Annotated in this window: 20 protein-coding genes; 8 read left to right on the top strand and 12 right to left on the bottom strand. The window is 44.7% G+C overall.

Going from position 1 to position 23,708, the window contains the following annotated elements:
• Nucleotides 1–12 precede the first annotated feature (12 nt).
• Together QZW82_RS05925 and QZW82_RS05920 are read right to left on the bottom strand one after the other, a co-directional pair.
• Entirely contained in the window at nt 13–390 is a 378-nt protein-coding gene (locus QZW82_RS05925) for a hypothetical protein (RefSeq protein ID WP_293146050.1), read from the bottom strand.
• Nucleotides 391–859: 469 nt separating this feature from the next.
• Nucleotides 860–1,084 (bottom strand): hypothetical protein, encoded by a 225-nt coding sequence (locus tag QZW82_RS05920; protein ID WP_293146047.1) that lies wholly within the window; start codon nt 1,082–1,084, stop codon nt 860–862.
• Between QZW82_RS05920 and QZW82_RS05915 the strand changes: the two genes are divergently transcribed.
• Nucleotides 1,070–1,747, top strand: coding sequence for a hypothetical protein (locus tag QZW82_RS05915; protein ID WP_293146044.1), 678 nt, complete (start codon nt 1,070–1,072; stop codon nt 1,745–1,747). The two genes, QZW82_RS05920 and QZW82_RS05915, sit on opposite strands and share 15 nt — an antisense overlap.
• Nucleotides 1,748–2,043: 296 nt before the next feature.
• Here QZW82_RS05915 and QZW82_RS05910 read toward each other — a convergent pair whose 3' ends face one another.
• Nucleotides 2,044–2,214, bottom strand: a complete 171-nt coding sequence (locus QZW82_RS05910) for a YqaE/Pmp3 family membrane protein (RefSeq protein ID WP_293146041.1) — start codon at nt 2,212–2,214, stop codon at nt 2,044–2,046.
• A gap of 39 nt (nt 2,215–2,253) precedes the next feature.
• Nucleotides 2,254–3,198 carry a fused MFS/spermidine synthase gene (locus tag QZW82_RS05905; protein ID WP_293146038.1) on the bottom strand — a complete coding sequence of 315 codons (945 nt, stop codon included), beginning with the start codon at nt 3,196–3,198 and terminating at the stop codon, nt 2,254–2,256.
• 708 nt (nt 3,199–3,906) lie between these two features.
• Here QZW82_RS05905 and QZW82_RS05900 point away from each other — a divergent pair.
• The 5 genes from QZW82_RS05900 (at nt 3,907) to QZW82_RS05880 (ending at nt 12,405) form a co-directional block, all read left to right on the top strand.
• Nucleotides 3,907–4,926, top strand: a complete 1,020-nt coding sequence (locus QZW82_RS05900; protein WP_293146035.1) for an ABC transporter substrate-binding protein — start codon at nt 3,907–3,909, stop codon at nt 4,924–4,926.
• Between the two features lie 120 nt (nt 4,927–5,046).
• On the top strand, nt 5,047–7,152 hold the full coding sequence (locus tag QZW82_RS05895; protein ID WP_293146032.1) for an ATP-binding protein: 2,106 nt from the start codon (nt 5,047–5,049) through the stop codon (nt 7,150–7,152).
• A 561-nt stretch (nt 7,153–7,713) separates the two neighbouring features.
• On the top strand, nt 7,714–8,853 hold the full coding sequence (locus QZW82_RS05890; RefSeq protein WP_293146029.1) for a transposase: 1,140 nt from the start codon (nt 7,714–7,716) through the stop codon (nt 8,851–8,853).
• Between the two features lie 152 nt (nt 8,854–9,005).
• Nucleotides 9,006–11,567, top strand: a complete 2,562-nt coding sequence (gene priA, locus QZW82_RS05885; RefSeq protein WP_293146026.1) for a primosomal protein N' — start codon at nt 9,006–9,008, stop codon at nt 11,565–11,567.
• 232 nt (nt 11,568–11,799) lie between these two features.
• Complete coding sequence (locus QZW82_RS05880; RefSeq protein ID WP_293146023.1) at nt 11,800–12,405, top strand: hypothetical protein; 606 nt, start codon at nt 11,800–11,802, stop codon at nt 12,403–12,405.
• 174 nt (nt 12,406–12,579) lie between these two features.
• Here QZW82_RS05880 and QZW82_RS05875 read toward each other — a convergent pair whose 3' ends face one another.
• From QZW82_RS05875 to gltD, 3 genes are all read right to left on the bottom strand, one after another.
• The gene (locus tag QZW82_RS05875; RefSeq protein ID WP_293146020.1) at nt 12,580–14,286 is read right to left on the bottom strand and encodes a tetratricopeptide repeat protein; all 1,707 of its coding nucleotides are present in this window, start codon (nt 14,284–14,286) and stop codon (nt 12,580–12,582) included.
• The gene (locus QZW82_RS05870; protein ID WP_293146017.1) at nt 14,231–15,589 is read right to left on the bottom strand and encodes a P-loop NTPase fold protein; all 1,359 of its coding nucleotides are present in this window, start codon (nt 15,587–15,589) and stop codon (nt 14,231–14,233) included. The genes QZW82_RS05875 and QZW82_RS05870 overlap by 56 nt, the downstream gene beginning before the upstream one ends.
• Before the next feature lie 354 nt (nt 15,590–15,943).
• Complete coding sequence (gene gltD, locus QZW82_RS05865) at nt 15,944–17,428, bottom strand: glutamate synthase small subunit (RefSeq protein ID WP_293146014.1); 1,485 nt, start codon at nt 17,426–17,428, stop codon at nt 15,944–15,946.
• 74 nt (nt 17,429–17,502) lie between these two features.
• Here gltD and QZW82_RS05860 point away from each other — a divergent pair, with 74 nt between their 5' ends.
• Entirely contained in the window at nt 17,503–17,733 is a 231-nt protein-coding gene (locus tag QZW82_RS05860; RefSeq protein ID WP_293146011.1) for a hypothetical protein, read from the top strand.
• Between the two features lie 259 nt (nt 17,734–17,992).
• Here the strand turns inward: QZW82_RS05860 and QZW82_RS05855 are convergent, their stop codons facing one another.
• The 3 genes from QZW82_RS05855 to QZW82_RS05845 form a co-directional block, all read right to left on the bottom strand.
• Nucleotides 17,993–18,454: a DUF202 domain-containing protein gene (locus QZW82_RS05855; protein ID WP_293146008.1), complete on the bottom strand. Its 462-nt coding sequence runs from the start codon at nt 18,452–18,454 to the stop codon at nt 17,993–17,995.
• A 119-nt stretch (nt 18,455–18,573) separates the two neighbouring features.
• Entirely contained in the window at nt 18,574–18,996 is a 423-nt protein-coding gene (locus QZW82_RS05850; protein ID WP_293146005.1) for a DUF202 domain-containing protein, read from the bottom strand.
• 520 nt (nt 18,997–19,516) lie between these two features.
• Complete coding sequence (locus QZW82_RS05845) at nt 19,517–20,722, bottom strand: EAL domain-containing response regulator (RefSeq protein WP_293146002.1); 1,206 nt, start codon at nt 20,720–20,722, stop codon at nt 19,517–19,519.
• A gap of 424 nt (nt 20,723–21,146) precedes the next feature.
• On the opposite strand from QZW82_RS05845, the gene QZW82_RS05840 reads away from it, so the two are divergent.
• The gene (locus QZW82_RS05840) at nt 21,147–21,668 is read left to right on the top strand and encodes a heme-binding protein (RefSeq protein WP_293145999.1); all 522 of its coding nucleotides are present in this window, start codon (nt 21,147–21,149) and stop codon (nt 21,666–21,668) included.
• Between the two features lie 139 nt (nt 21,669–21,807).
• Here QZW82_RS05840 and QZW82_RS05835 read toward each other — a convergent pair whose 3' ends face one another.
• Together QZW82_RS05835 and QZW82_RS05830 are read right to left on the bottom strand one after the other, a co-directional pair.
• On the bottom strand, nt 21,808–22,224 hold the full coding sequence (locus QZW82_RS05835) for a secondary thiamine-phosphate synthase enzyme YjbQ (RefSeq protein ID WP_293145996.1): 417 nt from the start codon (nt 22,222–22,224) through the stop codon (nt 21,808–21,810).
• Nucleotides 22,225–22,486: 262 nt separating this feature from the next.
• On the bottom strand, nt 22,487–23,596 hold the full coding sequence (locus QZW82_RS05830; protein ID WP_293146121.1) for a glycosyl transferase: 1,110 nt from the start codon (nt 23,594–23,596) through the stop codon (nt 22,487–22,489).
• Between the last annotated feature and the right edge of the window lie 112 nt (nt 23,597–23,708).

The following is a 23,708-nucleotide window of genomic DNA, read 5'->3' as shown; positions in this document are numbered from 1 at the left end:
ATATTTGCAGTCCTATTGTTCTATAAACTTCTCGGCTGCTTCGATCGCTAGTGCTAATTCTTCCTGACTGCCGACATTCACCTTCAGCTTTCTGCCATTGGCTTCCACTTCCAGTTCAATGCGCTTAGACCCAATACGATCATAGAGAAATCTCAGTACCTTTTGGATATTCTCTATATTTACTTGAGCCGTTAGCACACCCACCAAAATTCCGCCTACTGACTTGTTTCCTTCCGGTGGATTCGGATCTAGTACCCGATCGATGCTTTCAATTTCGTCTAAGTCTCTCATTTGAGCCCGCAGGTTTTGAGCTTGCCCTTCTAGTTCTTCACTGTCGAGATCCGGGTCATTAAAAGCAATCGTCAATTTAATAAAGGAGTTTTCAGGCATATCGCTTAGATTAGTTGTAGATTAATTTTCAATTTTAGCGAGTCTGAATGAGTTGTGTAATTCTTGTACAGGGAAACCCACGCCCGGTTGCCCCCGATGCTTCGGGGTAGGCACGGGGACACTACCCCTACTGTTTTTGAACAAATCATTAAGGCTTACTATATTATTTAGATGATAACAAAAAATTTTCTGAATGTGCTGCGGGTTCTCCTGAGTTTGTAGTGAGAAGCAAACCGCATATCCTTGACGAAAAGAGGATCGCAGAATCGCGAAGAGTTGTGCCTAATACCGTATCCACCACAAACCCAGCAGAGCCGTCCTGCCTACAGGGGCGATCGCCAGAAAGTTAACGGAATACCCACAAATGCTCCTTATGAGACTTTGACCAACTTCATAAAATAGTGCTACACATAGTAAGTGTCTTTTACCAGTAAAGGTTTATTTGCTAGATAGTATTTGTAGCAACACTTTATGAAGTTGGTATTACAACGCTGGAATCGATCGCAAAAATCGATCGCACGATTTTCTCGTTTCTGTCTGCACTCAACTCATTGACAAATACCTCGCAGCCAATGCAGAAACAGCCGAAATTGTCAAGCTCAAATCTAAAATTGAAAATCTCGACTCCGATGATGGGAATTGGTTTCTGTCTTTGTTGCTTCAGAAAATTAGCGATAAATTGGATGCTAGCCAAAAGTTGATAATAGTCATCGATACTCTAGATGCGATCGCCCTTACGAGTCAACCTCCCTGCACAAATCTGTTCTATCTGCCGAGATATTTGGGCGATCGCACTTATTTTATCCTCGCCCGCCGCCCGTTTGTCAAAGAAAAATCCGGTTTGTTAATTGAAGCGCCCTCTCAACTCCTAGATTTAAGGGATTATCCCCAACAAAATCGGGAAGATGTGCTTAACTACATCCAGCAATACCTCTCCACTGCACCGGAATTGGCCCAACAACTCGCAACTCACAGCGAAAACAATTTCATGTATCTGAGTCAGATGTTACCCGCCATTGCCCAAGATTCACAGCCCGATGCTAATCTGGGAGAAACGTCCTCACTTTTCTCTCTCCTTCCTGCCGGTTTAGCAGCGTATTATCAAAACCACTACCAGCAGATGAGAGGTGATGGTTTCTCGCCAGTTGAGTTGGCTGTGGTGTCTGTTTTGGCCAAATCGCGATCGGGTTTGTCTGTAAGTGCGATCGCCCAAATAATTGATGAGGATGAATACGACGTTGAGAAAGCCTTAGAAAATTGGTGTGAGTTCTTAAATCCCCAGCAAATCGCCGGAGAAATTTGCTATAGCTTTTATCATAGCAGCTTCTGCGATTGGCTCAGCAAACAGTCAAGTTGAGCGTGGGAACGATACAGTGAGGATTAAGTCAAGCAAAGGGCGATTTACTATTTGAGCAATCCTGATAAATTAGCACGGATTGGCGATCGGCTGTGCAGCATTCGCGGTGAACGGATTAAATTAGGTACGTTGTTGGGCTTTAGCCCTCTTTATATATATGTCTAAAGAGGGCTAAAGCCCAACAACGTACCTTGTAACGCAAGCCGGTCTTTGAGCGAGGCTTTCTGTAGTTTCAGATTTCCGATCGCGACAATAAAACCACCCTAGCCCCTAAAGTCAATATCTTTGATATCAACCTAGCCCCGATCGTTCTTGGCAATTACCCAAATAGCGTGAACAACCCCGGGAATAAATCCCAAAAATGTCAGAACCAGGTTGATCCAAAAATCTCCCCCAATCCCGACAGTCAAAAATACGCCCAGCGGGGGAAGAAAAATTGCAGCGACTATGCGGATTAAACTGCCCATGTGAGTTACTCCAAACGACTTTTTTCTTTCAATTTAACTTCACTGACCGACAGAGCCTTTCCCGAAAAATTTGGGCGGTGCTGCGATCGTGTAAACTTCGGTTTCCTCGGCGATTACTTTTCGTAAGTGGCCGGGAACTTGCATCAGTCCCAACAGTGTAATCCCGTCTAACATCCGGAACCCGCCAATTGTTTGTTCGGCGAGTAATTTGTCGGTAACTTCGGGTTCTGGCCGCGTGTTTATTTCCTGGCTGGAAGCTACCGCAAAACCCCAAGGAGCTCCGTAGGTAGAAATAAAGCTGGTGCAGGATTGAACGTTGGGGAAAACCGATTTCAGGGTATTGACAATGCGGGCGTGCATTTTCATTTCTGCTGGAGAAACTGGGCCTGCTTGTACTACGAAATACCCGTTAGGTGACAGTATCTTGCGGACTTTCTCAAAATACTCCTTGGTAAATAACTGGAAAGATGGGCCTTCTTCAATGGGATCGGATAAGTCAGAAATTACAATATCCCAATCGCTGTCTGTGTTGTCTAAATAGTCCAAAGCGTCGCCGATTACTACTTCGGAACGGGGGTCATCAAAGGCATTTTGGTGCATTTCTGGCAAGTGCTCGCGGCAAGCTTCTACTACTTCGCCGTCAATATCGACCATCACGACTTTTTCAACACTTTTCCAGCGCAACACTTCTCTAATTGTAGCTCCTTCGCCACCGCCGAGAACCAGCACTTTTTTGGGCGAACCGTGAGCAATCATGGCTGGGTGTACGAGGGGTTCGTGGTACAGAAACTCGTCGCCCGTACAAGATTGCCATTTGCCGTCCAAAACTAAGCCTTTGCCGTAGGTGCCGGTTTGAACTACGTACATTTCCTGATAGGCTGTTTTTTTGTAAGCGAGCACGCCTATGACGCCGTGAACGTAAATATCCCAAGGGGTAATGTACTCGCTCATCCAAAAGTCTGCACGGACTTCGCTACCTGACATTCAATACTCTCCCAATGTGAACTGCTGTGTCGATTTTCTCGCAAGTATTAATTCCTACCATAAAATGGCGCTGGTATGTAAGTGCGATCGACACATGGGAGTTATAGCCTTTCCATCTCCCATATTAGGTACTCATGGGCATTGGGCAAACAGGGCATTGGGCAAACAGGGCATTGGGCAAACAGGGCATTGGGCAAACAGGGCATTGGGATACCTCAACTTGCATATCCACAATCTCACCGCGACGCACCTGACAAACTCTCTGCGGTGTAAATAATCATCAGTTTCAGTCTTTCCCAACACTTCTTCGATCGCAAAACTCGATCGCAATGCTATTCATATCATTTATAACAAATCGTGCTACAAAACAATTGTTGGGCTTGCTCTACCAGATGGGTAAGGTGCGTCGCTATCAGATTGGCAATTGAATGCCAGTAATTTATCGCAAGCGACACATCCTACACTTTTATCGCAAAACTTTATAAAACTGGTGTTAATACTTGTACCCCACCCAGGTTGGCTGCAAAGTTGTTGGTCACAGGTTATTTGTTGCAGGGCAATTATTCACTTTGCAAGTCGCTGCTAGAAGTTGGCGATCGGCCTTTATATTGAATATATTGGTCAATATTGGCGATCGCACTACCTTACATTAAGCGATCGCCAATAAGTATCATTTAGTAATGAATAAGCAGGAGCTTACCTAAGTATATGCTGAAAAATCTTCTGATGTTTGACCTCAAGTTTTGGAAAAAAGTGAGCCGGAAACTAAAAAGCTTTATGCTTGGCATTGCGACAGTCACCCTGTGTACAGTGATATTAGCTAGTTGCACGAAAGCAGAAGCCCCTTTGCGAGTCGGTGCCAATGTTTGGCCTGGCTATGAAACTCTGTACTTGGCTCGCAGTTTAGGGTACTATGACAATACTCCTATTCGATTAGTAGATTACCCTTCAGGTACAGAAGAGGTACGAGCCTATCGAAATGGAGAAATTGAAGCAGCGGGCATATCCATCGACCAAGCTTTGGTTTTGGCAGCAACCAATCCCGACGTAAAAATTGTAGTTGTAATGGATTTTTCTAATGGTGGAGATGTGATTCTCGGCAAACCCGAAATTCCAAGTTTGCAAGGCTTAAAAAGCCGACCAGTAGGCGTCGAATCTACTGCACTAGGAGCATTCATAATTACCCGTGCCTTAGAACAAAAAGGTATGTCACCTAAAGATATCAAAATTGTCTCTTTAGGAGTATCCGAACATGAACGAGCCTTTAAAGATGGAAAGGTAGATGCTGTTGTTACCTTTGGATCTGCTCGGACAAAGCTGCTAGCAGTAGGCGCAAAACAACTGTTTGATAGTTCGCAAATCCCCGGTGAAATTGTCGATGTTCTGATAGTACGCGACGATGTAATTAACAAGCAGCCCAAGGCTTTGCAGGCTTTAGTTGACGGTCGGTTTCGTGCCCTAGATTACTTGACAAAAAATCCCAAGGATGCTGCTATTCGCATCGCTCCCCGCACAGGAGTGACTCCAGAACAATTCTTAGAATCTTTAAAAGGGCTGAGCAGTCCAAACCTCGAAGAAAACCAAAAGTTACTAGGGAAAACAGATCCGTCATTGCTGAATGGCGTCAAGCGATTGTCTCAAGTGATGCTAGAAAATAAATTGCTGCCAAAAGCTGTAAATCCTGCTCTTTTGTTGGACGATAAATTGGTTAAAAAAGTCAAATATTGATCGATCATAATTATAGTTAGTCGCAAACAAATGTGAGTTTTAAGTAACTATTGGCTTGGATGTTTTTGGTTAAAATTAGCAACAATAATCTAGGGGTTAAAATTTATATCATTTCTAACTATGAAACGATTTCCTTTTTCTCTGCGTTTATCAATTCCGTTGATCCTGTTGATTTTCGGTAGTTTGCTGGGTTTATTTTCTTTTCAACGAGAGGTAGCTCAGTCGTATCGGCGGCAAGAAGAAGAAGGAATTAACGGTTTAAAGTTTTCTGCAAATCAACTCTCAGGAATGCTGGAATATTTGTACCGCAGAGGAGATGTTGAGCAAGTGGAAATCGCAATTAGCAAGTTGGGGAGCGAGCGAAATATCCGCTTAGCGTTGCTTTGTGATGAAAATAACCGAGTAATTTTGGCAACCCGTTACGAATTGCGGAATCACCCGATCGGCGAAATCTCGTTACCTAACTATTTGCCAGAAGAATTTTTCAAAGTTCGGGAAAAGATGTCAGGAGAAGTCAAGCTTGCTCCAAATAAAGAGAGTATCTGGGCAATTTATCCGGTTTTGTTGGGTGCCCAGCCGGGAGAAGTTCGCCCTTCGAGAGTCGGCATTCTTTTGGTAGAGTATGATATTTTGTTATTCAAGCAGCAAGCTTATGCAGATGCTTTGCGGCGATCGGCTGAAACGAGTATTGGGTTAGCTGTATTTTGCATAATTGTCTGGTTGTTTTTCGATCGAACCTTGACAGGGCGGGCTGCGAGGCTGGTAGCAGCGAGCAATAGCCTCAGCCAAGGAAAATTGGACGAGCGCGCACAACTGGGAGGATCTGATGAACTTGCTCAGATTGCGGCGGCTTTTAACCAAATGGGCGATCGCATTCAGTCTGATACGGAGGTGCTCCAAGACAGCGAGAAACGTTTCAGAAGCTTGGTTTCCAATCTCCCTGGTGCGGTTTATCGATGGGTATTCGATGCCGACTGGACGATGGAGTTTATCAGTGATGCGATCGCAGATATTTCGGGCTACTCCGCCACCGATTTTATTGACAATCGAGTGCGAAGTTTTAACAGTATCATCCATGCTGAAGATGCAGCAATGGTACAGAAGATTATCGATAAAAGAATCTTAACCAAACGGGATTATATCATCGAGTACCGCATTATTAGAGCGGATAAGACTGTGAGATGGGTGTCAGACAAAGGTCAAGGCATATTTAATGAAAACGGCGATCTTCTCTGGCTTGACGGAGTAATCTTTGACATCACCAAGCGCAAGCACGCTGAGGCAGAAATGCGTCAAATTTTAGAACTTAAGGATAAACTTGCGGCCACTGCTACTGCTCAATCTAAACAACTCAAACAAACTCTGCAAGATTTACAGAAAACCCAGGCTCAACTAATTCAAACAGAAAAAATGTCTTCCCTCGGTCAAATGATCGCTGGTGTAGCCCACGAGATTAATAACCCTGTTAATTTCATTCACGCCAATCTTTCTCACGTTAGTACCTACAGTCACAACCTATTAAGTTTAATCAATTTGTACCAGCAGGAATATCCGAATCCTAAGGCGGAAATTGCAGATTTGATTGAAGATAGCGATCTGGATTTTATCGGCGAGGATCTGCCGAAAATCTTGTCTTCAATGAAAGTGGGTACTAATCGCATTCGTGAAATTGTACTAAGTTTGCGAAACTTCTCTCGCTTGGATGAATCTGACCTCAAACCAGTTAATATTCATGAAGGACTTGATAGCACGCTTTTGATTTTACAGAGTGCTGTCAAAGCTAAACCGAATTATCAGGAAATTGAAATTCTCAAAAAATATGGAGATTTGCCACTCGTTGAATGTTATGCTGGACAGATAAATCAAGTATTTATGAATATTTTAACTAATTCCATATATGCGTTGCAAAATCCAGAAAATCACGATTCAAAAAAACATCAATCTCACTTTAAAAGTCAGATTATAATTAGTACATACATTTACAAAAGCGATTGGATTAAAATTAGTATTAAGGATAATGGGCCGGGAATAGATGACGCAGTTAAAACCAAAATTTTTGACCCTTTCTTTACGACAAAACCAGTGGGTACAGGTACAGGTTTGGGGCTATCAATTAGCTATCAAATTGTGGTGGACAAACACGGTGGGAGGTTGGAGTGCATATCGACAGTGGGAGAAGGGACTGAATTTGCGATCGAGATTCCGATCGCCAAATCCCGCAGTTAATATCAGCTATTTTTACTTGACTAATTTACAAATATCGGCTATTGACTCCTTGGTGTTGAATACTCGCTGGTTTTTAACACTCGCGAGCTCTTAAGCTCGCACTTGGTATAATTCGGTAATTACCGGATTTGAGATGAAAACCCCTAGCGGGTTTCAGGCGATTATTGAGACGGCGAAAGGCATTGCACTGTCTTAATCTGTATTTCCTGCGATCGAAAACTGTGATATCGATCGAGCTAAACTGAGGGCTGACATCTGTTTCAATAAATCTGTCTATTTCTACCTAAATCTACTCACTTACCCACAATTTGAAAACTGGTGACAATAGATGTATAATTCAATTGCGCTTGATTCAGGCGAGTTGCTTCCGGTAATAGATGCTACCAGCTTTTGAACCGCAAGCTTTTCGGTGATTGCCCAAGGGGTAAGAATAGTTGACAAAAATATACCTAAATCTTACTAAATTTGCCCATTAAGTGTGCACTTGATGGTTAAATGAGCAAGTGAACCCCTTCGGAAGCAGCCGAACTTAAAGAAATCGTTCACAAATTTTAATCAGCTATGTACGCCATCAAGCGAGAACTAAAACTTAATCATAAAGAACGTACCTTGATGGCAAGACATTCTGGTTATGCTAGATTTTGCTATAACTACGCCCTATCTCTTTACCAAGGAGTTAAAGAGTTCCAAGGCCCTAGTAGTAAAAAAGTAGCGGCAATTGAACGAGTTTTTACCAACCATGTCAAGAAATTACCCGAATATCAGTGGACTACCACTCTGTCTTCCAGAGTTTATAAAACGACATTCCGGCATTTCGGTGAAGCACTATCCCGATGTTTTAAAGGATTAGGAAAATTCCCCAGGTTCAAAAGGAAAAAAGATGGCGACTCTTTTACGGTGGATACTGCTGACTGGAGTCATACAATTTTGCTCAAACCGCAAAAGTCAATTAAAATTCCCACCTTAGGAACTTTTAGACTGAAAGAAGCTATCCCGTTTCCTTGTATGGCGCAGACATTTACCGTCTCCCGAACCGCCGATAAATGGTATGTTTCCTTCGCTATCAAAGCCCAAAAGATTCCACCTTTGTTTCACCCAGTTGTTGAAACGGTAGGTATTGACTTGGGTGTGTCAACTTTTGCTACTCTTTCCGATGGCAATTATTACGAATCTCCCCGTCCGCTCACCAAAGCGAAAACCAAGCTGAGTAAAACACAGTGGAGAAATCGCAACAAGCAATTGGGTAATAGAAAATTGGGTGTAAAAGCATCCAATAATGCCCACAAGCATTATCGTAGAATCGCCAAAATTCATGGGAAGACTGCTAATCAACGTCGAGACTTCTTGCAGAAAACTACAACAGAAATTAGCCAAAAATATGCCCACATTCGCATCGAAGATTTGAACGTAAGTGGGATGATAGCCAACCATAAATTAGCGGCTGCTATCTCAGATTGCGGTTTCTTTGAATTTCGGCGCGAGCTGGAATATAAGTCGGCCATGTACGGTACGATAGTTGAATTGGTTGACCGTTGGTATCCGTCATCAAAAACTTGTTCAAATTGTGGTAATATTCAGTCAATGCCGCTGAAAGAACGAGTTTTTTATTGTCAAAATTGTAGTGCAATTATTAATCGTGACTTAAATGCCGCGATTAACTTGGCTCATTATTCATTCTCTGGTAAGGCCAGTTCGGTCTGAAGTTAAGCCTGTGGACAAGAAGGAGCCGACTCCCTTGGTAGAAGCAGGAAGTGAACATCAAATCCGCTATGAGTAGATTTGAGTAGGTTTCATAGAACGGATAATAAAAACTCCCTTTGACTGCCGCTCCTCCTAGTATGATGTGCAACCCTATGTCTACTGTCACTTTTGGTTTATCAACCCCCTCCGCGGCAGAGGCCGGGGCATCCTACGGTAGCAGCAAAACGCCGCAACGCCCCACTTCGCCGGCAGAGTGGATCGAGGTTTTGGTGGACTCTCCTTTCAGGGGCGCGGGGGACTCGCCGGGGGAGGAAAACAAGTTATTTACCTATCGCTTACCTGCGGAATTGAACGTGCAGCCGGGGGATATTTTGAGTGTACCATTTGGCAGCCAACAGGTAGGGGCGATCGCGATTCGGTTCGTTTCTCAACTGCCGGCAGACTTAGATCCGGCGCGGGTGAAAGATGTCGAAGATGTTGTGAGTACGGGCTTTTTTCCGCCTACTTATTGGGAATTGCTCGAACGAGTATCTGCTTATTATTGTACAACATTAATTCAAGTAATTAGAGCTTCGCTGCCACCCGGTTTATTAAGCCGTTCCGTGCGCCGGATTCGGTTAATTAAAGATGCTGTTTCTCCCAATGCCGAAACATTTTTGAATCCCGCCGCAAGTCAAATCTTGCAATTGCTGCAAGCTCAGAAAAAGGGCGATTACACTTGGCAATACCTTCAGCGCCAAGTCAAGGGAAGTTATCGGGGATTGAAAGATTTATTGCAACGCGGTTGGGTAGAAAGTTATTTAGAACCGCCCAATCCTCCGAAACCACAACTCAAGCCGGCGGTGACTTTAATTCCCAGCGCCTTTGTCACCGATTTAACTAAGCGCCAACAAGAAGTCTTGGAAGTTTTGCGGCGCGGCGGCGGTGAAATGTGGATGAATGATTTGCTGAGAATTTGCAGCGCGGGTGCTTCGGTTGTCAAAAAATTGGAACAGAAAGGTAGCGTTGTTATCGATCAAAGGGAAGTTCTCAGGGGCGATCGCGGAATTGCTCAATTACCCGATGCACCAAAAAATTTAACTCGTTTTCAAGCTGAAGCTTTAGGGTTTATTAACAGTTTTTCGGGATTCCGTCAAGTGCTGTTGCACGGCGTTACCGGTTCTGGTAAGACTGAAGTGTATTTGCAGGCGATCGCCCCAATCTTAGCCAGTGGCAAATCTGCCCTCGTCCTCGTCCCGGAAATCGGGTTGACACCGCAACTGACAGACAGATTCCGCGCCCGCTTCGGCGAGCAAATTTGCGTGTACCACAGCGCCCTATCCGACGGCGAACGTTACGATACATGGCGTCAGATGCTGACTGGAACGCCACAAATTGTCATCGGCACGCGATCGGCTATTTTCGCACCATTACCGCACCTCGGCTTAATTATCCTCGACGAAGAACACGACAGCAGCTTCAAACAAGACCAACCAGCGCCCTGTTACCACGCCCGCACCGTCGCGAAATGGCGCGCCGAATTAGAAAATTGTCCGTTAATTTTAGGTTCCGCAACGCCAGCTTTAGAGACGTTGGTGGGGACGCGCCTGGATTATGACTCGTTACCAACTATCCATTATTTATCATTACCAACGCGCATTTATTCCCGCCCGATGCCGCCCGTAGAAGTAGTCGATATGCGCCAAGAATTGCGGCAAGGGAACCGCTCAATTTTCAGCACTTCTTTGCAAAATGCCCTGGAACAATTGCAAGCAAGACAACAGCAAGGCATCCTGTTTATTCACCGCAGAGGACACAGTACGTTTGTGTCTTGTCGGAGTTGCGGCTATGTGATGGAATGCCCGAATTGCGATGTTTCTCTATCTTATCACCACATCGGCGAAGGCACAGCAGAAATCCTGCGCTGTCACTACTGCAACCATACGGAAAGACACCCTCAAAATTGCCCAGAATGCAGTTCTCCTTACTTCAAAAACTTCGGTAGCGGCACTCAGCGAGTGGAACAGGAATTAACGAGATTGTTTCCAGAATTGCGGGCGATTAGGTTTGATAGCGATACGACGAGAAATAAGGGCGATCACCGCCGATTGTTAACTCAATTTGCCAATGGCGAAGCTGATATTTTACTTGGCACGCAAATGCTGACTAAAGGATTAGATTTAGCTGGAGTTACATTGGTGGGAGTTGTGTCTGCTGATGGGTTGCTTAACTTATCCGATTATCGGGCCAGCGAACGGGCTTTTCAAACTTTAACTCAAGTTGCGGGCCGTGCGGGTAGAGGTGACGATCCGGGGCGGGTAATTATTCAAACTTATACTCCCGAACATCGAGTAATTCAAGCAGTGAAGCGGCACGAATATGCGACTTTTGTGGAGACGGAATTAGCAGAAAGGGCGGCGCTGAATTATCCACCTTCGGGGCGGTTGATATTGTTGCGGTTGAGTAGTGTGGATGCGGCGGAGGTTGCGGTGACTGCGGTACAATTGGCGTCTGCTTGTCAGGATTACATTCAGCGATTGTCTGTACCGGGATGTGAGATGTTGGGGCCTGCACCGGCGGCGATTATGCGGGTAGCGAACCGCTATCGGTGGCAGATTTTGCTGAAGTTACCTTTGGATGAGTCGCTGGATTTGTCGGATTTGGTCGGGTTGCGCGATCGCGCGCCGCGTAGTGTTAGTCTGACTATTGATGTCGATCCGTTGAATTTTGGTTAATTGGGGATGGAAAAGCGAGAATCCCCAATAAGACGGCGGTTGAAACCGCGTCTACACAAACGAAGTCCGCCTCCGCGGACTGAAGAAAACAACGTAATTTTAACGGTAGAATCGTAGGGTGTGTCAGCTTCGACAATTTTATCAATAATCGACAATCTCCTAGCTGACACACCTTACAATCTACAAGCTACAAGCTACAATATTATCATTAACTTAAAATCCAAAATTCTCTATGGCTTACAGTAACTTTTCCCTCGCTGATGCCATCAAACAATTTGGCTTAACCCTAAAAGACAAAAATGATTTATTTGCCGATATACCCGAAGTACCATACAGCGAATATCTAGATTTCACCCTCAAGTACAACCTGCGAATAGCCAGCGAAATCAATACAGAAAAAGCGCGATCGGAAATGATTATCACCCCAATTTTACTGGAATTGAGGAGAATGCTAGATGATAAAATCAGTTTGTTTTCCGGCAAAGAGTTTAACGTAGACTTAGAAAAAGGACTCAACGGTGCTTGCGATTTTTTAATTAGCCTCTCCGAGTCGCAGATTGTGATTATGACTCCTGTACTAGCGATTGTTGAGGCAAAAAAAGAAGATTTAATCGGTGGTTTAGGACAGTGTGCGGCCGAGATGTATGCAGCGCAATTGTTTAATGAAAAAGAAGGCAACCGAGTCCCAGTAATTTACGGCCTTGTGACTTCTGGCACTGTTTGGAGATTTTTAAAACTGGAAGGTAATGCTTTAGATATTGATGTTGTGGAGTATTATATTAAAGATGTGGGAAAAATTTTAGGAATTTTCTCAAGTTTGCTCAAAGTAAACCTGTAGGGTGCGTCAGATAACACCTATGGCAAATAATACCAAATTCGGGTTTCCTACCTCCTTTATTGTCATTGCGAACGAAGTGAAGCAATCGCAAGGTTCTGGCAAGGACGGAGAATTTATAAAGGGAATTCCTAACCCGGATTTAGTATAAGGACTAAAGTCCTCACTACAAACTACTTAAAAATCTGGGTTTAGCCACTCTCTCTCGATTTTTTCTAAGTCTTTCGCGGCTCCCAATTGTTGAAAGATTTGATGGGCTGTGTTGTAATATTGTTGGGCAAGTTCTGGGTTGTTGCGCTGACGTTCAAGTCGTGCTAAATCGTAGTTAGTTTCAGCAATATGCCAAGTCATTCCTAGTTCTTGTATTTTCGCTAAAGCTTCTTGTAACAGCGTTTCTGCTGCATCTAGGTTGCCTCTACCGAGTTCATTTTCTCCAAGACAACCGATCGAAGCTGCTATAGCGGAGCGATCGCCCAATTCTGTCATAATTTCCAAACATTGCCCATACAATCTTTCTGCTTCATCCCAATTACCGCGATTTCGTTCGATATCTCCCAATCCTCCCCAACTATATGCAATACCGGAGCGATCGCCCAATTCTGTCTTTAATTCCAAAGATTGTCGATACAATCTCTCTGCTTCATCCCAATTGCCACGATTGCGCTGGATATCTCCCAATACTCCCCAACTATAGGCCATACCAGAGCGATCGTCATATTCGCTAAAAATCTCCAAAGCTTTTCGATAATAACGCTCCGCTTCAGTCAGATTCCACATTTCTTTTGCCACCCATCCTAACTGCTGGTAGGTGCTTGCTTGAGAGTAGATATCTCCGATTGCTTGTTCAATTTCTAAACATTGCTGATAAAAAACCGTCGCCTGCTGCCAATCTCGCAAATCCTGACAGACATTACCCAAATCATACAAAGTATTAGCTTCCCCCCGACGGTTTCCCAGTTTTTGGGCGATTTCCAGAGATGCTTGATAGGCACTCATTGCCGCCAAAAATTGTCTCTCTTGCTCGTAAGCTTTACCCAATTCATTGTAAACTTCTGCTTGCAGGGACACATTTCCACTTTCCTTTGTCAACTTCAAAGCTGGTTCTAAATACTCCCTCGCTTTGACGGGATTTCCTTGACTGAGATAAGCAACTCCTAATTGATGTAAAATATTGCTGCAAGCACTAGGATTTTTTTCCGTTCCAGAATGACTCGGACTGTAGTCCATCAATAAAGACTCTAAAAGTTCAATTCGCTCTTGCTTTTCAGGGGTTTTTAAAGTCCTAAAACTCCTTTCCGAATCGATCGTTCTAGCAACGGCATCATCTCTAGTAGATTGAGTAGTTTTAAACAGAAACACGCCAGATTTCCACGCCCAAAAATCCGGTGCAAACTTCGCCAAACGAGTAATCGCATAGTCCGGCAAAACAAACAGGATCGGATAGGGAACGCTGGTTTTATAAGCATCTCGCACAAAATTGAGGTCTTGCAACACTGGAGGATATTCGCCAAATTTGCCGATCGACTTTTCCAATCCCCGCACAATTAAAACTAATTCTTTATTGGCTTCTCGCTTGATTGTCGGTAAAATTTTGACAATTTCGTCTCGCAGAAAGCGCAAATCCTCACCAAAACTCAAAACTTCAAATTGATTTTCTTCAGAAATGGGATGATTTTTCAAACTTTCAATTAAAAAGTCAGCCTCAGCATTAAAATTAACTTCTACAAACCCAATTGTCAAATTCTGTGAAAAATCAATGAACGTCAAAAGTTGAGTAAATGCCTGCTGATTTACTGCAATAAATTGAGCGAGTTGTGAATTGCGATCGTTATGGATTAACATGGGATTGGCTGGCATCTCGGAGGGCTTTTTGGAATTCTTCATTTTGCTTCACCACCGGATTCGGATAGTTCCATCGATTCTTGCCGTTGTATTCCAAAACCGAAAGATTGAATAACATCAATTCACTGAGTTCATCTTTATTAATATTTTTTGTCAAACAAACTTGAGCTAAAACTGGATAATGATTTTGCGGGATAATTCGCTCAAAATTAAATTGTTCTTGTTTGACTGCATAGGTGACATCTTCAGCCATGATTTTAGCATTGCCGCGACCGCTGGCGGTGATGGTAGCCGTCCGCATCATCTGCATGAGTTGGCGAACGTGACCCCCGCTGGCCTTGGCTAATTCTAGTAATTGTTCGCGAGACTCAAATATTTGGTCAACTTCAACTCGGCGTTCAATTAAACTAGCCATAGCATTTAAGTTAACTTCGTTGTAGTTTAAGTCACAGCTATCTCGATCGAATTCATAAATATTGACCATCGGGACAATGTGAGGACAGTCAAAATTTTTGAGAGCATTTTGAGATGAGTAAAGAACTGAAAGGGGAACTGTGTAAATCAGCGTACAATTCAGTTCTTGAAGTTGAGCGGCATAGTCAAAAAATAAATGGTTTGCCACATTGGGAGGAACGCGGTCTAAATTATCAAATATAATTAAAAATCCTTTATAGTTCGGAAACTTCTTCCGCAGTTTTTTGACAGCATCATTTAAGATTAAATTGATATCTGCTTTTAATCGAGAAATGTCTTTTTCTAAAGTTTGGCGAATGGTTTTCTTTTGCCTATCAGAGCCTTTGATTTGTGCCAGTAACTTAACCAACAACTTCGCTAAAAATGGAGCTTCTGGCCCCAAGGTTGCTTCCGCTTCGACACTTACGGAACTTTCAACCGTTCGTTCTGTTTCTTCGGTAACATCCTTAAACCAAGCCTCAAAATTCTCCATCAGCCGACTATCTAATTTCAGTTTCAGCCGCCGCATTTCAAACTCAATTCGCTTTATGACGATTAAATAGAAATCGGTATAACTGACATCATTAATATCTGTCTCTTCATTTACCTCCAGATAAATGACGCGATAATCGATTTCCCACTGCTTTTGAATTCGCTTCAATTCGGTACTTTTGCCGCAGCCCCGATGTCCTGTAAACAGGATTGTGGTAAACTGCTCTGGTTCTTGAAAGTTTAAAATATTACTGACACCTGCGATCGCTTCGGTTTTGCGAACTGCGGATAAATCGACATAATAGCGATCGAGGTCATCGCCTTCTAAGGATTCGAGAGGATTGCAGACTTGATAAGCTTTTTTGAGGGTAGTGGCGCGGTTGACAGGATGAGTAGTCATAGGTTTTTAATGTAGTAGATTTGTTGCGGGCAACCTGAACAATTTATCAAATTTATATTGTTTATGTAATTTTATTTTAGCAAAATAACTAGATGAGCGGTTGCTATAAATAAGTAGGGACACCGCACCATGCCCATTGGTATCAACTTAAGCTTAAACCCAGTCACAGATTGCTGTTTAACCATTAAATCTCGATCCCCCCTAACCCCCCTTAAGAAGGGGGGGACAAGATTCTTCTCAAAGTCCCCCTTCTTAAGGGGGATTTAGGGGGATCGAGACTATGATAAAAACGAGATTTATCAAAGGTTGTAGTCTTAAATTGACACTCCTTGGGATCTTGGAGTGTCCTACCAACTAAGGCAAATCCGTGCTTCCCATCAGATAAAGGTCGCACTCCCGGGCCACACCGCGTCCTTCATTAATCGCCCAAACCACCAAACTTTGACCCCGGCGACAGTCACCGGCTGCGAAAACTCCGGGAATGCTGGTTGCATACTTTTCGTGCTCGGCTTTCACATTGCTGCGCGCGTCGCGTTCCAATCCCATCGCATCCAGCAACGGCTGTTCCGGGCCCAGGAAGCCCATCGCTAGCAAGACAAGCTGGGCCGGCAACACTTTTTCAGTGCCCGGAATGTGTTTGGGAATAAACTGCCCTTTTTCATTTTTCGCCCACTCCACTTCAACGGTGTGCACGGCTTTGACGTTGCCGTTTTCGTCGCCCTCGAACTTAGTGGCGGTGGTGAGATAGCCGCGGGGGTCGTCGCCGAATTTGGCCGCTGCTTCTTCTTGGCCGTAATCCAAGCGGTAGACTTTCGGCCATTCCGGCCAAGGATTGTTGGCGGCGCGTTCCGAGGGCGGTTTGGGCAGGATTTCAAGCTGTACGAGGCTGTTGCAGCCGTGGCGGATGGAGGTGCCCACGCAGTCGGTGCCGGTGTCGCCACCGCCGATAATCACGACATCTTTGCCGGCGGCTGATATGAAGTTATCGTTGGTGGTTTTGTCTAAAACTGCTTTGGTGTTGGCGGTGAGGAAGTCCATTGCGAAGTGGATGCCTTTTAATTCCCGCCCTTCAATTCCCAAGTCGCGGGGTTTGGTGGCGCCGGTACAGAGGACAACGGAGTCGTATTCTTTTAGCAGTTGTTCTGCTGGTAAGTCTTTGCCGACTTCGGTGTTGCAGACAAAGGTTACGCCTTCGTCTTCGAGGACTTTCAGGCGGCGCATCACGACTTGTTCTTTGTCTAGCTTCATGTTGGGGATGCCGTACATTAACAGGCCTCCCGGTCGATCGGCTCTTTCGTATACAGTTACCAAATGACCGGCTTTGTTCAATTGCGCCGCAGCCGACAAACCAGCGGGCCCGGAACCGATAACAGCGATTTTTTTGCCGGTGCGTTTAGCTGGTGGTTCGGCGGTAATCCAGCCTTCATCCCAGCCTTTATCGATAATCGACGCTTCGATATTTTTAATCGTGACAGGCGGGTTGTTGATGCCGAGCACGCAAGCGCCTTCGCAGGGTGCGGGGCAGACTCTGCCGGTGAATTCGGGGAAGTTGTTGGTTTTGTGCAGTCTGTCTAGGGCTTCTTTCCACAGTCCCCGATATACTAAGTCGTTCCATTCGGGGATGAGGTTGTTGATCGGGCAGCCGCTTGCCATGCCGCTGATGATGGTGCCCGTGTGGCAAAATGGGATACCGCAGTCCATGCAGCGCGCGCCTTGGCTGCGGAGTTTGTCTTCCTCCATCGGGAGGTGGAACTCGTCCCAGTTGTGGACTCTCTCGGCTGGTGAGAGCTCGGAGGGCAATTCGCGCAAGAATTCGATAAAGCCTGTTGGTTTTCCCATAGTGGTGTTTTTGTTAGAATTTACTATTCTGATAATTTGTCAAAGCTGAGGCCTGTAGGCTGTTGAAATAACTATTGTCATATAAATTGCGGGCGATCGCACTTCAGATAGATCGATTCGTAGCTGAAATCTTCTATGTCGCCCTGGCCGCACATCATCTGGCCCAAAAACGCTGTTTGTTCTTTAGCCGGCTTGCCCTAGACGAGAGTTTGACTCTGAGGCGGTTTCAACCGTCGAGTCCGATTTTTTGGAGATATGGCACCATTCTCAACAACAGCCGTTTTGCCTGTTCCACAAAGAATTAATTTGATTGTGGGCTGTCCCGCCCGCTATTCAATAGCTTATTGAGAATAGTGCCATATCTCAAATATTGCTGATACTCCCACATCTGGCAACTTTTCAGCGCAGTCCTCAGGAAGAAGGACTAAAGTCCTGACTACGAACCTTTTTGATATGGTTTGTAGTGAGGACTTTAGTCCGCATAAATCAGAGGACTAAAGTCCTCACTACGAACCTTTTTTGTGACGGGTGATTTACTAGAAATGATATCAATGCTTTGTGCAATCAATTGGGGATAACAAAACTGCGCGAACTTACGGCGGCTGCAAAAATAAAAAAAATTACTCCCATCCCCAACAACCCAACAGCTAAACTGAAGAGAAATATCAACCCATCTGACGGTTCGTAGGTATTCTCGTCAATTTGGTGACCGACGATAAAGTATTTTCTAGTTGAGATTAACACGGTTGCTAAACCCACCAGAGAGAAGACTAAACCCAACTTCCAACCCGTGCCGTGACGGTGCTGTATGGGGATTTGCACGACGCGAAACCGCACGATCAGGACGCCAAAACCCATGAGGGCGATCGCACTTCGCATCCACGAGAGAAAGGTGCGTTCGTTTGCAGAGCGATCGATCGCCTTTGACAGATTTTCCTGCTTGAGTTTTTCCTCGTCTACTGTCATCGGTTTGAAGGAAATATCTGGGGCGATCGCACTTTTAGATATAGCGGATCTAGCTCTCATATGAGGTACGTTGTTGGGCTTTAGCCCTCTTAGTCTAAGCGGTTATACGATCTGCCAGTTATACCTCATCTTTTTGAGAAAGGCTATATATTTTTGGATATATTTAGGAAACATTCGGATTATTCTGGACTCATGAAACTAGCTGCGGTACCGGGAACTGAGAAGATAAAATAAATTACTCCCATACCCAAAAGTACGATCGCCAAACTAAACAGCAGCACCCACCTGTCCGTAGGCTCGTAAGTATCGTAATCGATATCGTGGCGGACAGCAAAGTAGTGCTTAGTGGAAATTAACACTGTCAGTAAACCCACCACAGAAAACAGCAAACCCAACTTCCAGCCGTTACCGGGAGTCGGCAAAAGAGGCGGGTGGAAGGCGCGCAGGCGGACGATGACGACGCCAAAACCCATCAGGGCGATCGCTGTTCGCATCCACGCTAAATAAGTGCGCTCGTTTGCTAAATGATCGCGCACCCGCGAGGGATTGTGTCGCTTGGTTTTTTGCGTATCTGCTTTTGGCGATTTAAATCGTGACAGCATAGATCGAACTCTTAATTTTGGCTGGAAACCTGGAGCAATATTTGTTTTTTTTAGCTTCTTTTCCGGTTGTATCGGAATGATTTAACCACAGAGAACACAGAGAACACAGAGAGGGAAGATAGAGATTAATACAGGACGATGGAATCGGATTCTATCTCAGGAGGAACTTGTAGGCGCTAAAGCAGAGATTTTATGTTAGCATTTTAAGTCTATTTATGTCAGGTGCAGCCATAAATTTTTATTAAAATTATCATAAATATTTATTACCCAAACCTCGTATATTACCTGTCTTGATAGAAAGGAAATTACAAAGATTTTATTGATATTTATCGAGACAGAAAGAGCGGCAGTAGCCGATAAGTAAGCTGTACTGCATTTAAATTGTATAGCGGTTCTCAAAAAAGTGAGGTATGCCCTATGCCCTATGCCCACTGAGGCCTATGCCCACTGAGGCCTATGCCCTATGCCCTATGCCCATGAGTACCTCATCTTTTTGGGAAAGGCATAGATGCAGTAAAACTTATTTCCCCTCGACTAGCAACTCCTCAAAATCTGCGGCCGGCACGGGAGGGCTGAACAAATATCCTTGCATAGCATCGCACTCGTAGCGCCAGAGAAAATCTCTTTCTGCTTCCGTTTCAACTCCTTCGGCAATTACTTCAAGACAGAGACTGTGCGCCATTTCAATAATCGCTTTCACAATCGCTGCATTTGTGCAACCATCGGTAATGTTACTGATAAAACAGCGGTCAATTTTTAAAACATCGAAGGGGTATTGTGTCAGATAGCTTAAGGAAGAATAGCCTGTTCCGAAGTCGTCAATAGAGATAGAAATTCCCAAATCTTTTAATTGTTGCAAAGTGGCGATCGCACTTTCGGCATCCTGCACCATCATACTTTCGGTGAGTTCTAATTCCAAACTGCTCGGTGCTAAACCAATTTCTGCTAAAATTTCGGCAACTCTGCTGCTGAGTTCCGGTTGGTTAAATTGGCGCGGGGATAGATTTACCGCTACTTGCTGCAACGAAAAACCAGCATTTTGCCAAAGTTGCATTTGCCTGCAAGCTGTTTGCAAAACCCACTCGCCTAATTGTACAATGAAACCAGTTGCTTCAGCATCTGGAATAAATTCGGCGGGCGAAATCAGCCCTTTTTCTGGATGCAGCCAGCGCACTAAAGCTTCGGCGCTCATAATTTGACCAGTCTGAACATTGATCTGTGGCTGATAGTAAACTTGGAATTCTTCTCTTTCCAGGGCGCCGCACAGATTTGTTTTTATCTGCTCTAATTGATCTGCGGCTTCTTGCAGCAATTCGTTGCTTTGCGATCGCAAATTACTCTGCTGTTTGGCCAAAGCTGCTTGTTTTTTCAAGCGGCTCGATACGGCGCCCACAAGTTCAGCTTTCGTAAAAGGCTTAGTCAGGTAATCATCAGCTCCCAATTCCATGCCTTGGCGCATTTCAGAACGCTCGGCTTTACCAGTCAGAAACACAAAAGGTACTGTAGCAGTAACAGGATGCGATCGCAATGCCGCCAGCACCCCGTAGCCGTCAAGTTGCGGCATCATTACATCGCAAAGAATCACGTCAGGAAGATTTGACACCGCCGCATTTAAGCCTAGGGCTCCATTTTCTGCACCCGTCACGTCGAAACCTTCAGCTTTGAGGAGTTTGAGAATATTCTCGCGAATTACTCTATCGTCCTCAATCACTAGAATCTTGTTCATATGTCATTCCCTGAAAGCGATATAATTGACCCTGTAGTTGAACCCGATCGGTGTGAGAATAGCTGAGAGCGCACAGCTCGATCGACTTCACAGCGGAATATTTTCCGACAAAAATAGCAGACGCCCCTGAAAAACGTTAATTTTCCAAGGACAACTAGATTAATGTTTCTCTGCTTACTTAGCGCCGTCCGTATTATTACGAGGTTAGTTAATAAATCTCTAAACTTAATTGTAGGCGATCGACAGTTAGCAGCACCCTGAATAACTGCTAAACTGATTGTGCCACTAGAGCGATCGTCTGCAAACAATCTCAACCTATTTATAACAGTTGCCAAAAACAATGCAACTGCCCGCAAGTTTAAAACCCTTGCTGAGTAAGTCTTTCCTCATTGTTTAGTGTAAAACCTCAAATCAAACATCAAAAATGGTATTACCAAGTGGATTTCCTGAGCCCGCAAATATTGGCGTCATAGAAGTTAAGCAATATCCTCAGTACCGCGCTGTCACCTACACCCACGCGGGCGATTTGCGACAAGCAACTGGAATTGCTTTCAATCCCTTATTTCAACACATCAGCAACAACCAAATTGCGATGACAACGCCAGTAGAAGCGCGCTACACTGCAACTTCCGAGCAAATCGATGCAATTCCTGTTGCACAAGTTTCATTCTTGTATCCCGCACCAAATATCGCCCCCAGCAGCGTTAACTCTGCTGTGGAAGTCACCGATACTTCACCGATGACTGTTGTCAGTATCGGCGTGGGCGGCGCCTACACTTGGGAAAGCTACGAAAATAACCTCTCCCAACTCAAAGACTGGCTTCAACAACATCCCGAATACGAAATAGTCGGGCCGCCGCGCCGCTTTTTTTACAATTCGCCCATGACAGCGGAATCACTGAAAATCAGTGAAGTGCAAATTCCGATTGAACTTTCTAATAAATAAAGTCAGGAGTCATTAGTCATTAGTCATTAATCATTAGTTATTAGTTATTTGTAAGGGGCTACCAATTACCAATTACCAATTACCAATGCCCCATGCCCCATGCCCCATGCCCCATGCCCCATGCCCCATGCCCATCCAATCAAACGCCGCTGATGTGAACAACCAATTCTCGAATGTGGCCCCGCTGGCGGTGTTCCCAAAGGTAGATACCCTGCCAAGTTCCTAACAATAATCTACCGCGTGCGATCGGGATTTGTTCGGAAGTATGAGTCAGTGCAGTGCGAATGTGCGCCGGCATATCATCTGGGCCTTCCGCATCGTGAATGTAGGTTGCGCCCTCCGGTACCAGTTTAGCTAAAAAATTAGCCAAATCCGTCAGTACATCCGGGTCAGCATTTTCTTGAATTACCAAGCTAGCAGAAGTGTGGCGCAAAAATAAGCTACAAAGTCCCGTTTTAATACCTGAATTTGCTACGACATCTTCTATCTTAAGACTGATATTGTACAGAGACTTGCCTGTAGTTTTAATTTTGAGTATTTCCTGGTGATGAAGCATATCATATCCGGTAAAACAACGATTATAAGGTTCGATCGTTCGGACTTCAGTCCTCAAAAAAGAGAGGACTCAAGTCCGAACGATCGAACCATCTAATATTTTAAACATTCAATGAGACTGTTTGCAAAACTCTTCAGTCGGCGGAGGCCGACATTGTTTGTATAGGCGCGATTTCAATCGCCGTCATTCGATTTGAGATTTGGGATGTGGGATTTTAGATTTTGGATGAGATTGTTTGCAAAACTCTTCAATCACCGTCATCCTAATCGCTCTCTTTAAAATAATCTACCACAGCTTGGGCGATCGCCTCAGTACCGTGCTTATCCAACTTATCCGACAAACGGGGCGGGTGCAGCGGCTTGTGCAAAAACCCCCAATCCCCCTCAAAAAACTCCGCCGCCGTCACAATTTGATGCGCCGCATACTTTTCTAGCCACTCCAACAACACAGCAGCTTCGGCAAAACCATCTCTCATGATAGAAACAACAGGTATTTCCATCCGCAAAGCTTCGGAAAAAGTGCTGTATCCCGGTTTAGAAACCATGCGGCCGCAGACAGGCATCATATCGACCGGGCGCGGTAAAATTGGGAAAGATTGTGCAAACTGCTGATGTTTGACTCTAATCAAATTCGGCAAATCGGGAGCTCCCGCATCAAAAGTAATAAATTGCCAATCGCTAAATTGCTGTAAATTGTGATAAGGAATTGCCTCTAAACCCAGTCCGCCAAAAGTCAGCAACACAGTTTTTTCCGTCGGTGATTCAATTCCAAATACTTCCCGAATTTGATCGTTACTGTAGCGAGGATTGCCGCCAGTCAAGCCGACATCTTCAATATTAGGAAAAGCGGGCATCGGTTCGTGCAAAGGAAGACGAAAAAGCCGATCGCACTTTCCGAAGCATTCACCAATCCAATCCGCCATTTCGTCAAACTCTCCGCCCCAATCTCGATAGATAAAATCCCACCCAAAATTGCTCATCATCCAGCAAGGAACCCCAGCCGCTGCGGCCATTCGCGTTGCTAAAGGAGGAATATCTGCCAGCACCAAACCCACGCGATTTTGCTTAAGAAAATTCACTTCGCCTGCAATTAGCGAATTTTGCTTTTCCCGAATTTCCCGCAATTTTTCTAGAGTCGCCTCTTTATCCATATGCAAGCTATCAGCCTGCACAACTCCGACATCAAAAGCGCGGGGACGGAGGATAAAATCACCAGGAAAATAAGATTCTAGCAGCCAGCGAGGTGCGGTTGTGGTGATAATTAGTAAAATATCTGGATTTAATTCTTGGATTTTTGCAGCTACGGAGGAAACTCGGACAGCGTGGCCGAATCCATGATTGGTGATGGCAATATATAATGTTGGTCGAGACATTGGTAATAGGGAATTGGGAATTGCGAATTGGGCATCGGGCATTGGGAATTGGGCCTAAAAGCATCGGGCATCGGGAAGAAGGCCTGCGTAGGGCATTGGTTGCGGGTTATTT

Source organism: Microcoleus sp. bin48.metabat.b7b8b9.023, assembly GCF_013299185.1.
Taxonomy (GTDB): Bacteria; Cyanobacteriota; Cyanobacteriia; order Cyanobacteriales; family Microcoleaceae; genus Microcoleus.
This window is presented reverse-complemented; position numbering and strand designations above follow the sequence as displayed.

Excerpts from the sequence above, each read along its gene's own strand:
- QZW82_RS05895 (WP_293146032.1), top strand. The coding sequence starts at position 5,047 with ATGAAACGATTTCCTTTTTCTCTGCGTTTATCAATTCCGTTGATCCTG.
- QZW82_RS05900 (WP_293146035.1), top strand. The coding sequence starts at position 3,907 with ATGCTGAAAAATCTTCTGATGTTTGACCTCAAGTTTTGGAAAAAAGTG.
- gltD (WP_293146014.1), bottom strand. The coding sequence starts at position 17,428 with ATGGGAAAACCAACAGGCTTTATCGAATTCTTGCGCGAATTGCCCTCC.
- QZW82_RS05855 (WP_293146008.1), bottom strand. The coding sequence starts at position 18,454 with ATGAGAGCTAGATCCGCTATATCTAAAAGTGCGATCGCCCCAGATATT.
- QZW82_RS05910 (WP_293146041.1), bottom strand. The coding sequence starts at position 2,214 with ATGGGCAGTTTAATCCGCATAGTCGCTGCAATTTTTCTTCCCCCGCTG.
- QZW82_RS05875 (WP_293146020.1), bottom strand. The coding sequence starts at position 14,286 with ATGAAGAATTCCAAAAAGCCCTCCGAGATGCCAGCCAATCCCATGTTA.
- QZW82_RS05840 (WP_293145999.1), top strand. The coding sequence starts at position 21,147 with ATGGTATTACCAAGTGGATTTCCTGAGCCCGCAAATATTGGCGTCATA.
- QZW82_RS05845 (WP_293146002.1), bottom strand. The coding sequence starts at position 20,722 with ATGAACAAGATTCTAGTGATTGAGGACGATAGAGTAATTCGCGAGAAT.
- QZW82_RS05835 (WP_293145996.1), bottom strand. The coding sequence starts at position 22,224 with ATGCTTCATCACCAGGAAATACTCAAAATTAAAACTACAGGCAAGTCT.
- QZW82_RS05870 (WP_293146017.1), bottom strand. The coding sequence starts at position 15,589 with ATGACTACTCATCCTGTCAACCGCGCCACTACCCTCAAAAAAGCTTAT.
- QZW82_RS05830 (WP_293146121.1), bottom strand. The coding sequence starts at position 23,596 with ATGTCTCGACCAACATTATATATTGCCATCACCAATCATGGATTCGGC.
- QZW82_RS05890 (WP_293146029.1), top strand. The coding sequence starts at position 7,714 with ATGTACGCCATCAAGCGAGAACTAAAACTTAATCATAAAGAACGTACC.
- QZW82_RS05905 (WP_293146038.1), bottom strand. The coding sequence starts at position 3,198 with ATGTCAGGTAGCGAAGTCCGTGCAGACTTTTGGATGAGCGAGTACATT.
- QZW82_RS05925 (WP_293146050.1), bottom strand. The coding sequence starts at position 390 with ATGCCTGAAAACTCCTTTATTAAATTGACGATTGCTTTTAATGACCCG.
- QZW82_RS05880 (WP_293146023.1), top strand. The coding sequence starts at position 11,800 with ATGGCTTACAGTAACTTTTCCCTCGCTGATGCCATCAAACAATTTGGC.
- QZW82_RS05850 (WP_293146005.1), bottom strand. The coding sequence starts at position 18,996 with ATGCTGTCACGATTTAAATCGCCAAAAGCAGATACGCAAAAAACCAAG.
- priA (WP_293146026.1), top strand. The coding sequence starts at position 9,006 with ATGTCTACTGTCACTTTTGGTTTATCAACCCCCTCCGCGGCAGAGGCC.